This window comes from Burkholderia sp. AW33-5 (assembly GCF_053427615.1).
In genome coordinates this window covers 81,135-94,058 of record NZ_JBSAXA010000009.1, presented here as the reverse complement: position 1 = coordinate 94,058, position 12,924 = coordinate 81,135, and the positions used below count along the sequence as shown (strand labels likewise).

The 12,924-nt window shown below is 68.7% G+C and carries 9 protein-coding genes; 3 read left to right on the top strand and 6 right to left on the bottom strand.

Features of this window, described 5'->3' with window-relative positions; translation table 11 throughout:
• Nucleotides 1–40 precede the first annotated feature (40 nt).
• Both cadR and ACV22V_RS16685 read left to right on the top strand, forming a co-directional pair.
• Nucleotides 41–472 (top strand): Cd(II)/Pb(II)-responsive transcriptional regulator, encoded by a 432-nt coding sequence (gene cadR, locus ACV22V_RS16690; RefSeq protein WP_059531173.1) that lies wholly within the window; start codon nucleotides 41–43, stop codon nucleotides 470–472.
• Nucleotides 473–540: 68 nt separating this feature from the next.
• The gene (locus ACV22V_RS16685; protein ID WP_448014724.1) at nucleotides 541–1,113 is read left to right on the top strand and encodes a PadR family transcriptional regulator; all 573 of its coding nucleotides are present in this window, start codon (nucleotides 541–543) and stop codon (nucleotides 1,111–1,113) included.
• 28 nt (nucleotides 1,114–1,141) lie between these two features.
• On the opposite strand, the gene ACV22V_RS16680 is transcribed toward ACV22V_RS16685, so the two are convergent.
• The 4 genes from ACV22V_RS16680 to ACV22V_RS16665 form a co-directional block, all read right to left on the bottom strand.
• Nucleotides 1,142–2,572 carry an FAD-binding oxidoreductase gene (locus ACV22V_RS16680; protein WP_448014723.1) on the bottom strand — a complete coding sequence of 477 codons (1,431 nt, stop codon included), beginning with the start codon at nucleotides 2,570–2,572 and terminating at the stop codon, nucleotides 1,142–1,144.
• Between the two features lie 13 nt (nucleotides 2,573–2,585).
• Nucleotides 2,586–3,374 (bottom strand): ABC transporter substrate-binding protein, encoded by a 789-nt coding sequence (locus tag ACV22V_RS16675; protein WP_448014722.1) that lies wholly within the window; start codon nucleotides 3,372–3,374, stop codon nucleotides 2,586–2,588.
• A gap of 114 nt (nucleotides 3,375–3,488) precedes the next feature.
• Complete coding sequence (locus ACV22V_RS16670; protein ID WP_448014720.1) at nucleotides 3,489–4,643, bottom strand: methionine aminotransferase; 1,155 nt, start codon at nucleotides 4,641–4,643, stop codon at nucleotides 3,489–3,491.
• 268 nt (nucleotides 4,644–4,911) lie between these two features.
• Nucleotides 4,912–5,580, bottom strand: coding sequence for a TetR/AcrR family transcriptional regulator (locus ACV22V_RS16665; RefSeq protein ID WP_448014719.1), 669 nt, complete (start codon nucleotides 5,578–5,580; stop codon nucleotides 4,912–4,914).
• Between the two features lie 73 nt (nucleotides 5,581–5,653).
• Between ACV22V_RS16665 and ACV22V_RS16660 the strand changes: the two genes are divergently transcribed.
• Nucleotides 5,654–7,306 carry an acyl-CoA dehydrogenase family protein gene (locus ACV22V_RS16660; protein WP_448014718.1) on the top strand — a complete coding sequence of 551 codons (1,653 nt, stop codon included), beginning with the start codon at nucleotides 5,654–5,656 and terminating at the stop codon, nucleotides 7,304–7,306.
• 119 nt (nucleotides 7,307–7,425) lie between these two features.
• Here ACV22V_RS16660 and ACV22V_RS16655 read toward each other — a convergent pair whose 3' ends face one another.
• Nucleotides 7,426–8,565 (bottom strand): branched-chain amino acid ABC transporter substrate-binding protein, encoded by a 1,140-nt coding sequence (locus ACV22V_RS16655; protein ID WP_059531190.1) that lies wholly within the window; start codon nucleotides 8,563–8,565, stop codon nucleotides 7,426–7,428.
• An 84-nt stretch (nucleotides 8,566–8,649) separates the two neighbouring features.
• Nucleotides 8,650–12,582, bottom strand: coding sequence for a trifunctional transcriptional regulator/proline dehydrogenase/L-glutamate gamma-semialdehyde dehydrogenase (putA, locus tag ACV22V_RS16650; protein ID WP_059699594.1), 3,933 nt, complete (start codon nucleotides 12,580–12,582; stop codon nucleotides 8,650–8,652).
• Nucleotides 12,583–12,924: the final 342 nt, after the last annotated feature.

Sequence of the window (12,924 nt, the reverse complement as noted above, 5' to 3'; positions counted from 1 at the left end):
TGAAGCCACTACAAGGTCAACCCTGACAACGGAGAAAGCCATGAAGATCGGCGAACTGGCCAAGGCGGCCCGCTGCACGCCCGAAACGATCCGCTTCTACGAGAAGGAGGGGTTGATGCCGGACGCCGAGCGCACCGATTCGAACTACCGCAACTACACCGACGTGCACGTCGAGCGGCTGCGCTTCATCCGCAACTGCCGCGCGCTCGACATGGCGCACGACGAAATCCGCGCGCTGCTCCAGCTCACCGACACGCCGGCCGATCCGTGCGATTCGGTCAACGCGCTGCTCGACGAGCACATCGGCCACGTCGACGCGCGCCTCGCCGAACTGACGCATCTGCGCGATCAGCTCACCGAATTGCGCCGCCAGTGCGTCGGCGAACATTCGGTCGAGGACTGCGGCATCGTTCACGGTCTCACGACGATGGAAACCGTCGCGCCGGCCGCGAAGCGCTCACACCTCGGCTGAAACCCTTGTGGAATATGATAGTCTAGTTCACACTAGTTATATTCTCACTAGACATAGCCGAACTATTCATGGCAACAAGCCGCCCGTCTCCGCTCGCGCTCGCGGTTCTCGCGACGCTCACCGAAACGCCGATGCATCCATACGGAATGCTCCAGCAGTTGAAGGCGCGCGGCTATGACGAAGTCGTCAACGTGCGGCAGCGCACGAGCCTCTACCAGACGATCGACCGGCTGCTGCGCGACGGGCTGATCGCCGTGCACGACACCGAGCGCGACGGCGCGTTTCCCGAACGCACGCTGTACACGCTGACCGAAGCCGGGCATACGGCCGGGCAGGCGTGGCTGCATACGCTGCTCGCGGAGCCCGCGCGCGAGTTTCCGGCGTTCGGCGCCGGCCTCGCATTCCTGCCGCTGCTCGACGCCGACGATGCACGCCAGCAACTCGAGCGCCGCATCGCCGCGCTCGACACCGAACGCGAACGTCTCGAGTCGCTGCGCAACGCCGCGCAGAACGACCAGGTGCCGCGCCTGTTCCTGTTGCAGAACGAACATGCACTCGTGCTGCTCAACGCGGAGCTCGACTGGGCGCGCAGCGTCGTCGAACACCTGAAGATCGGCGCGCTGCGCTGGGTCGACGGCTGACGCGCCCGCCTCGGCTCGCGCCGATCGATTAAAGCACCTTGCCGGGATTGAGCACGCCGGCGGGATCGAGCGCGGCCTTCAGGCGCCGCATCAAGCCGATTTCCGCTTCGCTGCGCGTGTGCGCGAGATAGGCGCGCTTAAGCATGCCGATGCCGTGCTCCGCCGACACCGAGCCGCCCATGTCCCGAACGACCGCGTAGACACAGCGATCGATCGCCTCGGCGTCCGCGTCGCGCATGCCGGCGAGCGATACGCCGATATGCACGTTGCCGTCGCCGACGTGGCCGAAGAACAGGCACACGATGTCGGGCCACACCGCATGCAACGCCGCCTCGCAGCGCTCGGCGAACCGGCCGAGCTCGCCCGTCGGCAGGCTCACGTCGAAGTTCACCAGATGCGGCAGCGCATCGATCGCAAGGCCCTCGCGCAACGTCCACAGGTCGCGCGCCTGCCGCTCGGACGTCGCGAGCGCCGCATCGTCGACCAGCCCCGCCTCGATCGCATCCGCCAGGCCGGTTTCCAGCGCCTGGCGCGCATCGCCGCCCGGTGCGCTCGTCGCGCACTCGATCAGCACCGCGAAGCCGCCGTCGCCCGCGAACGGCGCGACGACGCCGGGCGTGTGGCCCGCGACGTAGTCGTAGAAGGCCGGCCACATCGCTTCGAAACTGACGATCTCGGGCAGTGCGCGCAGGCGGTTCCACAACCCGACGACGGCGTCGTAGCCATGCACGCGGCAGAGCGCGGTGGCCGGCGCGGCGAGCTTCGGATGCAGCCGCAGCACGGCGCGCGTAATGACGCCGAGCGTGCCTTCGCTGCCGATGAACAGCTGCTTCAGGTCGTAGCCGGCGTTGTTCTTCAGCATCCGGTTCATCGACGATACGACGGTGCCATCGGCGAGCACGGCCTCGAGCCCGAGCACCTGCTCGCGCATCATGCCGTAGCGGATCGCGCGCGTGCCGCCCGCGTTGGTCGCCAGCATGCCGCCGATCTGGCACGAACCGCGTGCGCCGAGATCGACGCCGAAGGTGAAGCCCGCCGCGTCCGCGGCCTCCTGCACCGTCTGCAACGGCGTCCCGGCGCGCACCGTCATCGTGCCCGCCGCCGCGTCGATTGCCTCGACGCCCGCGAAACGCTCCATCGACAGCACGATCTCGCCGCCCAGCGCGACCGCGCCGCGCGCGAGCCCGGTGAGGCCGCCCTGCGGCACGACCGGCTGCCCGAGCCGCGTGCACAGCGCGAGCGTGCGCGATACGTCGTCGACGCTGCGCGGCCGCACCAGCGCGCGCGGCCGCACACCGGCCGGCTCGTTGTACGCGGTGAAGTAGCGCGGATCGATCTCGGCCGCCCGCGTGACCAGCGTGTCGCCCAGTGCGGCGACGAGCGCCGCCTCGAGCGTGTCGTCCGCCGGCATCGCCGCACCGTCGCCGCCGGGCTCTCCGCCCGTGTCCAGGCTCTGCATCGTGCGCGTCCGCTTACTTGGTGGAGATGTCGATATCGCCGAAGTACTTCTGGCCGAGCGACTTCACCGTGCCGTCCGCCTTCAGCTTGTCGATCGCGGAATCGAGTTTCGCCTTCAGCGCGTCGTCGCCCTTGCGCAGGCCGAACGCGATCCCGCTGCCGAGAATCCGGTCGTCGCGCACCGGCTGGCCGACGAACGCGAAACCCTTGCCGTCCGGGCGCGACAGGAAGCCGCGCTGGCCGGCCGGCGCGAGCACCAGCGTTGCGTCGAGACGGCTCGCCACGAGGTCCGCATACACCTGGTTCTGATCCTGGTACGCGACGATCGACACGCCGGCCGGCTCCCAGTGCGCCTTCGCGTAGGTTTCCTGGATCGATGCCTGCAGCACGCCGACGCGCTTGCCCTTCAGCGATTCCGGCGTCGGCAGCAGGCCGCTGCCGGTGCGCGCGATCAATTGCGTCGGCACGCGGTAGATGATCGTCGTGAAGTCGATTGCCTGGCGCCGCTGTTCGGTCGCGTTCATCGCCGAGTTGATCGCGTCGAACTTGCGGCCCTTCAGCGCGGGAATCAACCCGTCGAACGACGTCTCGACCCACTTGCACGACAGCTTCGCGGTCTGGCAGACGGCGTTGCCGACGTCGATGTCGAAGCCCTGCAGATCGCCGTTCGGCGCCTTCGACTCGAACGGCGGGTATTGCGCCTCGAGGCCGAAACGCAGCGTCTGCCCGTCGGCGAGCGCCGCGCCGGAACCGAGCGCGCACGCGAGTGCGAACGCGAGCTTGAGGGTATTTGCATGCTTCATCGTGATCTCCTGGCTTGTCGGCCGGCGCCGTGCGGTCGCGCGTGCGCCGGTTCCGGCGGTGACTTTCCGTGCGACGTACACGTCGCCTGCTTGGGGTGCGGGCCGCGCCCGCGATTACAGCGAACGCAACCGCCGCGCGCCTTCGATCAGCGTCGCGTCGTCCTTCGAGAAACTGAGCCGGATCACGCCCGCGTCGGTGCCGTCGGTGTAGAACGCCGACAGCGGAATCGTCGCGACGCGCGCATCGCGGATCAGGCGCAACACGAAGTCGCTGTCGCGTTCGTCCGAGAAGTGCCGGAAGCGCGCGAGCATGAAGAACGAGCCTTCGCTCGGCAGCAGCTCGAAGCGCGAACCGGCCAGCTCGCGCGCGAGCAGGTCGCGCTTGGCCTGGTAAAACGCCGACAGGCCGAGATAGCTTTCCGGTCGCGCGAGGATTTCCGCGAACGCGACCTGCATCGGCGTATCGGCCGAGAACACCATGAACTGGTGCACCTTGCGGATCTCGTCCATCAGTTCGGCCGGCGCGACGCAATGGCCGACCCGCCAGCCCGTCACGTGGAACGTCTTGCCGAACGACGACACGATCACGCTGCGCTCGGCGAGCTCACGGTGACGCGCGACGCTCTGATGCTGCACGCCGTCGAACACCACGTGCTCGTAGACCTCGTCCGACAGGACCACGATGTCGGTATTGCGCGTGAGCTGCGCGAGCCGTTCGAGATCGTCGGCGGAGAACACCGTCGCGGTCGGGTTGTGCGGCGTGTTGACGATGATCATTCGCGTGCGCGGCGTGATCGCCGCGGCGACTTCGTCCCAGTTCACGCGGAAATGCTCGGGCGACAGCTTGATCGCGACCGGCGTCGCGCCCTGCAATCGCACGATCGGCGCATAGCTGTCGAACGACGGCTCGAAATAGATCACTTCGTCGCCCGGATGCACGAGCGCGCTGATCGCCGCGTAGAGCCCTTCGCTCGCGCTCGCGATCACCGTGATCTCGGTGCCCGGGTCGTAGCGCGTGCCGTACAGCGCCTCCGTCTTCTCCGCGAGGCGTTCGCGCAGCGACGCGACGCCGGCCATCGGCGCGTACTGGTTGTGGTCGTCGCGCATCGCGCGCGCGACGCCCTCGACGAGCGCCGGATCGGGCGCGAAATTCGGCGCGCCCTGCGACAGGTTCAGCGCATCGTGCTGCGCGGCGAGCTGGCCGATCACCGTGAAGATCGTCGTCCCGACGTCCGGCAGTTTCGAGCGGGGCGTGGTGGCGCTTCGCATGACTCCTCCTTCAGATGTCCTTCGGACCGGCCCGCGCGACGCGCGCGGCCCGGCTCATGACGCATGATTTAGCCCGAGCCAATAAGGGCGGACAATCGAAAGTTCGTCATGGCGGCCATGCATTTTTCTCATGATCGGCCATCCGCAACGCTCGATACCAAGGCCGTGTGTGGCCGGCAATGCATGCGCATCCGGCATTTCCCTTAGGCCCTGGTCACGCTCGCGGCGGGCTTGCGCCGGATGCCTCGACGCATGGCCGCGCCGCGCGTCACGCGCCCGCGGCCGCCAGATAGGCGGCCAGCACGGCCTGCAACTCGCCGCGCAACGCCGCGAAGTCGAGCGCCGGCCCGAGCGTGAGCAGCGCCTGCGACACGCCGCCGTAGCAGACGGCATGCGCCATCCGCGCGATCCCGTCGAGCCGCGCGGCCGGCGGCGGATCGCTGCACTGCGCAAGCGCGTCGTGCCACAGCGCGACATACGCGTCGTAATGGCGGCGGTATGCGGCGAGCGGCGACACCTGCCGCTCCAGCGCGAAGAACGCGCTCCACGACGCGGCGTCGGCGGCGATCGCATCGACCTGCAGGTCGACGAGCGCGGCCGCGAGCGCGGCGCGCGGCATGCCGCGCAGCCCGTGCGCCGCTTCGCGCAGCCGGTCGGCCAGCGCCAGCACGCGCCGGTGGATGCACAGTGCGGCGAGGCTCTGCTTGTCGCCGAAATATTCGTAGAAGGTGCCGACGCTCACGCCCGCGACGGCCGCGATTTCGCGAATCGTCGCCTTCGCGTAACCGCGCTCGAGCAAAAGCTGAACGAAGGCCTGCTGAAGCGCGTCGGACGTGGCCTGCGCGCGCGACTGGCGCGGCCGGCGACGCAACGCGGGCGCGGGTTGCGCCGCCTGCTGGCCGGGCGGCGCCGGAACCTGAACATGTCGCGGCGGCATATTTGCTACTCTGAAATTCAGCGGAAACGCGTTTGACCGGCAGACCGCGAAGCACGAGACCGGAGACAGCCCGATGACCGAATCGACCCATGCCGTCACGAACCAGTTCGACGAACTGGTCGACTATAACCTCTTCGCCACCGACGTCGCGCTGCGCGAGGCCATCGCCCGCGCGGGCGCCGGCTGGGCCGTGCCGCAGCTCGACGCGTACGGCGCGCGGCTCGGCAACGCCGACACCGCGCAGCTCGCCGACGAAGCGAACCGCCACACGCCGGAACTGAACGCGTTCGACCGCCGCGGCCGGCGCATCGACCGCGTCGACTTCCATCCGGCGTGGCACACGCTGCTCGGCATGTACCGCAACGAGGGCTTCGTGTCGCTCGCGTTCCGCGATACGCGCCCGGGCCGCTGGGCCGCGACCGCTGCCGGCTTCTACCTGCACGGCCAGATCGAGGCCGGCACGCTGTGCCCGGCGACGATGACGCAGGCCGCGATTCCGGTGCTGCAGAAGGAACCCGCGCTGTGGGACCTGCTGCGCGACAAGCTGTACAGCGACGACTACGATCCGCGCGACGTGCCGGTCGCCGACAAGCGCTCGATCTGGTTCGGCATGGGCATGACCGAGAAACAGGGCGGCTCCGACGTGCGCGCGAACACGACGCTGGCGAGCGCCGTCGGCGCGGGCGGGCGCGGCGGCGAATACCGGCTGCGCGGCCACAAGTGGTTTTTCTCCGCGCCGATGTGCGACGCGCACCTGGTCGTCGCACGCACCGAAGCCGGCAGCCCGTCGTGCTTCTACGTGCCGCGCTGGCGGCCCGATGGGACGAAGAACGCGGTCGAGATCCAGCGGCTGAAGAACAAGGTCGGCAACCGCAGCAACTCGAGCAGCGAGATCGAGTTGAACGACGCCTGGGGCATCATGCTCGGCGACGAAGGCCGCGGCATTCCGACCATCATCGAGATGGCCACGCACACGCGGCTGAACTGCGTGCTCGGCAGCGCGGCGATGCTGCGCCAGGGCGTCGTGCAGGCGATCGCGTACACGCGCCAGCGCCACGCGTTCGGCCGCGCGCTCGCCGAGCAGCCGCTGATGCGCACCGTGCTCGCCGATCTCGCGCTCGAAAGCGAAGCCGCACTCGCGCTCGCGATGCGTCTCGCCGATGCGTTCGAGCGCGACGACTCGCCGCGCGAACGCGCGTGGAAGCGGATCGTCACGCCCGCCGCGAAATTCTGGGTCTGCAAGCGCGCGGTCGAGCTGACCGGCGAGGTGATGGAAGTGTTCGGCGGCAACGGCTACGTCGACGACGGCCCGATCGCGCGGCTGTTCCGCGAAGCGCCGGTCAACTCGATCTGGGAAGGCTCCGGCAACGTGATGTGCCTGGACGTGCTGCGCGCGGTGTCGCGCGAGCCCGACGCGGCCGCGGCGCTCTTCGCCGAACTGACCGACCTCGGCGCGGGCGAGCCGCGCATCCGCGCGGCGCTCGATGCGCTGCGCGCGATGCTCGCGGCACCGGCCGATACGCTCGAGGCGTCGGCCCGCGTGTTCGCGCAGCGGCTCGCGCTCGTCGCGCAGGCCTGCCTGCTGCGGCGCGACGCGCCCGCGGCCGTCGCCGACGCGTTCATCGCGACGCGGCTTGCCGCGCCCGACTGGGGCCGCATCGCGGGCGGCTTCGATCCGCACGCGCTGGACGTCGCCGCGCTGCTGCAGCGCGCGTACCCGGCCTGACGGGCGCCGAGCCCACCGCCGACGCCAAAGAAAAAGCCACCGGACCCGACGGCCCGGTGGCTTCTTCGCATGATGCCCCGCGCGGCGCCCTTCGGCGCAGCCGGCGGCTCACGCCATGCTTACTTGCCGCCGATGCTCTTCAGCGGCTTCCACTCGCCCTTCTCGACCTTGTACATCGTGATGCCGCCGTTCTTCAGGTCGCCCTTCGCGTCGTACGCGACGTGCGACGACGTGACGCCGGCCATGTCGGTCTTCGCGAGCACCGGCAGGTACTTCGCCGGATCGGTCGAATCGGCCTTCTTCATCGCGTTGAGCATCGCCATCGCGCCGTCGTACGCGTACGGCGAGTACGTCTGCACGTCTTCGCCGAAGCGCTTCTTGTACTTGTCGGCGTAGGTCTTGCCGCCCGGCATTTCCTCGAGCGGCAGGCCTGCCAGCGATGCGATCGTGCCGTCGGCCGCGTTGCCCGCGATCTTCAGGAACGTCGGCGTCTTCACCATTTCGCCGCTCATCAGCGGTGCGGTGATGCCGAGCGTCTTCATCTGCTTGACCATCGGCGCTGCCTGCGAATCCGCGCCGCCGTAGTAGACGAGATCCGGCTTCGCCGCCTTCAGCTTGGTCAGGATCGCCTTGAAGTCGACGGCCTTGTCGTTCGTGAATTCGCGGTCGACGATCGTCGCGCCGCCGGCCTTCGCGGCCTTCTCGAACTGGTCGGCGAGACCCTGGCCGTAGGCCGTGCGGTCGTCGACGATCGCGATCTTCTTCATGCCGAGATCCTTCGCCGCGAAGGTGCCCGCCACCGAGCCCTGCTGCGTGTCGGACGTCATCATGCGGAAGGTCGTCTTGTAACCCTGCTGCGTGTATTCCGGCGCCGTCGCCATCGCGATTTCCGGAATGCCGGCGTTCGCGTAGATGCGCGAGGCCGGAATCGTCGTGCCCGAGTTGAAGTGGCCGAGCATGCCCTTGATGCCGTCGTCGACGAGCTTCTGCGCAACCGTCGTGCCGGTGCGCGGGTCAGCCTGGTCGTCCTGCGTCTCGAGCACGAACTTCACTGCCTTGCCGCCGATCTTCGGGTTCGTCGCGTTGAAGTCTTCCAGCGCGAGCGCGATCCCGTTCTGCATATCCTTGCCGTAGTGAGCCTGGGCGCCCGTCATCGGCCCTGCGTAACCGATCTTCACGTCGTCCGCATGGGCCGTCCCCGCAAGCGACATGACGGCGACGAACGTCGCGCCTGCCAGCTTTTTCATCGTGTGTTGCATAGCATCTCCTTGGTACCAGGGTAAATGGAGCGGCTTCGGGATCGCCTTGCCGCTTCCTTTGTTTGATCCGAACGGCAAGGATGGTCAGCCGATCGTCATCAAATTCGCATTGCCGCCCGCCGCGGCCGTGTTCACGCTCACCGAGCGCTCGGTCAGCAGGCGCTCGAGCGCGTAGTCTTCCGCGTCGCCGTTCTCGAACGCGCCCGCCGACACGCCCTGCACCGACACGATCGGGCCCGGCCGCTGCGCGACGTCCTTCACGAGCGTCTGCAGTTCGTCGCTGTCGCCTTCGAACAGCACCGCGTCGAACGGCGCGTCGGCCTGCTTGCGCACGGCCGCATGCGCCTTCAGCGCAGCCGGCAGCGCGGCGACCAGCGCCTCGCCCGCCGCGCCGACGAACAGCGCGCGGTTGCCCGTCGCCAGCACCGCCGCGAACTGCGCGCGCGCGCCGCCCGGCGTGGCCGCGACACACAGCACCGTGCCGCGCGGGCCGAGTGTATACGTGTTTCGCTCGCCCGTCGGCCCGGTCAGCACCGCGGTCGCACCGGCCGGCACCTGCGCCAGATAGCCGTCGCAACGTGCGGCCAGCGCCGGCTCGCGCTGCTCGATCAGCCAGTCGCGCAGCGCGGTGAGCGCCGCCGCCGGGTTGCTGCGCTGTTCGCCGTCAACCGCGCCGTCCGCGATCAGCGTCTGCGCGAGCGAACGCGGCAGGCCAGACGGACGCGTCGCGAGCAGGCGCTGCAGGTACAGCGCGCCGCCGGCCTTCGGACCCGTGCCCGACAGCCCTTCGCCGCCGAACGGCTGCACGCCGACCACCGCGCCGATCACGTTGCGGTTCACGTAGATGTTGCCGACGTGCGCGTTCGAGATCACGTGCGCGATGGTCTCGTCGATCCGCGTGTGGATGCCGAGCGTCAGGCCGTAACCCGTCGCGCGGATCTGCTCGAGCAGTTTGTCGAGCTGGCTGCGGCGATAGCGCACGACGTGCAGCACCGGGCCGAACACTTCACGCTTCAACTCGTCGATGCTGCCGATCTCGATCAGCGTCGGCGGCACGAACGTGCCGTGCGCGCAGGCTTCCGGCGACGGCAGCTGCGTGACCGCGTGGCCCTTCTCCTTCATCGCCGCGACGTGCGTGTCGATCGTCTGCTTCGCTTCGGCGTCGATCACCGGGCCGACGTCGGTCGACAGACGGTCCGGGTTGCCGAGCGCCAGCTCGTGCATCGCGCCCTTGAGCATCGTCAACGTGCGGTCCGCGACGTCGTCCTGCAGACACAGAACGCGCAGCGCCGAACACCGTTGACCGGCCGAGTCGAACGACGACTGCATCACATCGGCGACGACCTGCTCCGCGAGCGCCGACGAGTCGACGATCATCGCGTTCTGGCCGCCCGTTTCCGCGATCAGCGGAATCGGCTTGCCGTCCGGGTCGAGGCGCGCGGACAACGTCTTGTTGATCAGGCGCGCGACTTCGGTCGAGCCGGTGAACATCACCGCGCGCGTGCGCGGATCGGCGACCAGCGCCGCGCCGACGGTCTCGCCGGTGCCCGGCAGCAGCTGCACCGCGCCGGCCGGCACGCCGGCCTCGCGCAGCAGGCGCACGGCCTGGGCGGCGATCAGCGGCGTCTGTTCGGCCGGCTTCGCGAGCACCGTGTTGCCGGCCGCAAGCGCGGCGGCCACCTGGCCCATGAAGATCGCGAGCGGGAAGTTCCACGGGCTGATACAGACCACGGGGCCGAGCGGACGGTGCGTGTCGTTCGAGAATTCGTCGCGAATCTGCGCCGCGTAGTAGCGCAGGAAGTCGACGGCTTCGCGAATTTCGGCGATCGCGTTCGGCAGCGACTTGCCGGCTTCGCGCACGATCAGGCCCATCAGCGTGTGCATCTGCGCTTCGAGCAGGTCGGCCGCGCGCACCAGGCAGTCGGCGCGCGCATCGACGGGCGTCGCCTGCCAGATCGGCGCGGCCGCCACGGCATGCGCGAGCGCCGCGCTCACGTGTTCGGCCGTCGCTTCGCTGACGGTGCCGACCAGGTCGCGCTGATCGGCCGGGTTGCGCACGTCGCGCGCCGGGGCGTCGGCGAGCGCGTCGTCGGCGAGCATCGGCGCCGCGCGCCACGGATGGTGCGCGCTCGCGAGCAGCGCGGACGACAGCGACGCGAGACGATGTTCGTTCGACAGGTCGAGGCCCATCGAGTTGGGACGCTCGTCGCCGTACAGGTTGCGCGGCAGCGGGATCTTCGCGTGCGGCGCGCCGAGCGGCACGACCTTCGACGCCTCGTCGACCGGATCGGCGACCAGCTCCTTCACCGACACGGTTTTATCCGCGATGCGGTTCACGAACGACGTGTTCGCGCCGTTCTCCAGCAGGCGGCGCACGAGGTACGCGAGCAGCGTTTCATGCGTGCCGACCGGTGCGTACACGCGGCACGGACGGTTCAGCTTGTCGCGGCCCGTGACTTCCTCGTACAGCGGCTCGCCCATCCCGTGCAGGCACTGGAATTCGTACTGGCCGGGGTAATAGTTCTGGCCGGCCAGGTGATAGATCGCGGCCAGCGTGTACGCGTTGTGCGTCGCGAACTGCGGGTAGACGGCGTCGGGCGCCGCGAGCAGCTTCTTCGCGCACGCGAGGTACGACACGTCCGTATAGATCTTGCGCGTGTAGACCGGATAGCCTTCGAGGCCGTCGACCTGCGCACGCTTGATTTCGGTATCCCAGTACGCGCCCTTCACCAGACGGATCATCAGGCGGTGACGGCTGCGGCGCGCGAGGTCGATCAGGTAGTCGATCACGAACGGGCAACGCTTCTGATAACCCTGCACGACGAAGCCGATGCCGTTCCAGCCCGCGAGTTCCGGGTCGAAGCACAGCGCTTCCAGCAGGTCGAGCGACAGCTCGAGACGGTCGGCTTCTTCCGCGTCGATGTTCAGGCCGATGTCGTAGCGGCGCGCGAGCAATGCGAGCGCGCGCACGCGCGGCAGCAGCTCGCTCATCGTGCGGTCCTGCTGCGAGCGCGAGTAGCGCGCGTGCAGCGCCGACAGCTTGATCGAGATGCCCGGGCCTTCGTAGATGCCGCGGCCGCCGGCCGCCTTGCCGATCGCGTGGATCGCCTGCTCGTACGATGCGTAGTAGCGTTGCGCGTCCTCTTCGGTCGTCGCCGCTTCGCCGAGCATGTCGTACGAGTAGCGGAAGCCGCGCGCTTCGTACTTGCGGCTGTTCGCGAGCGCTTCGGAAATCGTCTCGCCGGTGACGAACTGCTCACCCATCAGGCGCATCGCCATGTCGACGCCCTTGCGGATCAGCGGCTCGCCGCCGCGGCCGATCAGGCGCGTGAGCGCCGACGACAGGCCCGCTTCGCTGTTGGTCGTGACGAGCTTGCCGGTGATCATCAGGCCCCAGGTCGCCGCGTTCACGAACAGCGACGGCGCGTGGCCGACGTGCGAGCGCCAGTCGCCCTTGCTGATCTTGTCGCGGATCAGCGCATCGCGGGTCGCGCGATCGGGAATGCGCAGCAGCGCTTCGGCCAGACACATCAGCGCGACGCCTTCCTGGCTCGACAGCGAGAACTCGTGGATCAGCCCCTCGACGCCGCCGCCCGAGCTCTTCTCGCGCAGCGCCTCGACGAGCTGCGTCGCGAGCGTCTGCACGTCGGCCTGCAGGTTCGCGGGCAGGCGCGCCTGGCCCAGCAGGAACGGCACGCATTCCGGCTCGGGGCGACGATACGCGGCCGTGATCGCCGCGCGCAGCACCGATTGCGGCTGCACGTTCTGGGCGAACTCGAGGAACGGATGCGGCGAGTTGTCGTCGTCGCCGTCCACCGCCTGGCCGTCGGCAAGCTCCGTCACGCCGCTGCTGCCCGACAGTTCGGGCGGCAGCTGGCCGTGCTCGATCCGCTCGAGATACGCGAAGATCGCCTGCTTGATCAGCCAGTGGGGAGTGCGCTCGAGACGCGCCGCCGCGTCTTTCAGGCGCGAGCGGAGAAGGTCGTCGACTTTGACGCCGAGAGTCGTGCTTGCCATGGTGGGTTCGTGCGCCGGTGCGAGCCCGGCAATGTGGTGTGAGAGGATGCGCGAAATCCTACGGCACGCAATAAAAAGGTGCAACCGAATTGATGGATTGGTTGCACCCACAAGTTATTCAATATAATCAGCCACTTATGAGGTTGCAACCTAGGGGTTGCCCGTGGTCGGCGGATCGGTGTTTTCCCTGATCGGGTCAAGTTGGCGCACGTGGGCAACCCGCGGCGTGCACCACCAAGGGGAAAAGCGGGTTGCACTGTGCGTGGCGGCGGGTAATGCAGGCGGGTGTGGGACGGGCCGGATCGCGCGGTTCGGTGGATCCGGCCGGCTCGGTATCGGCAT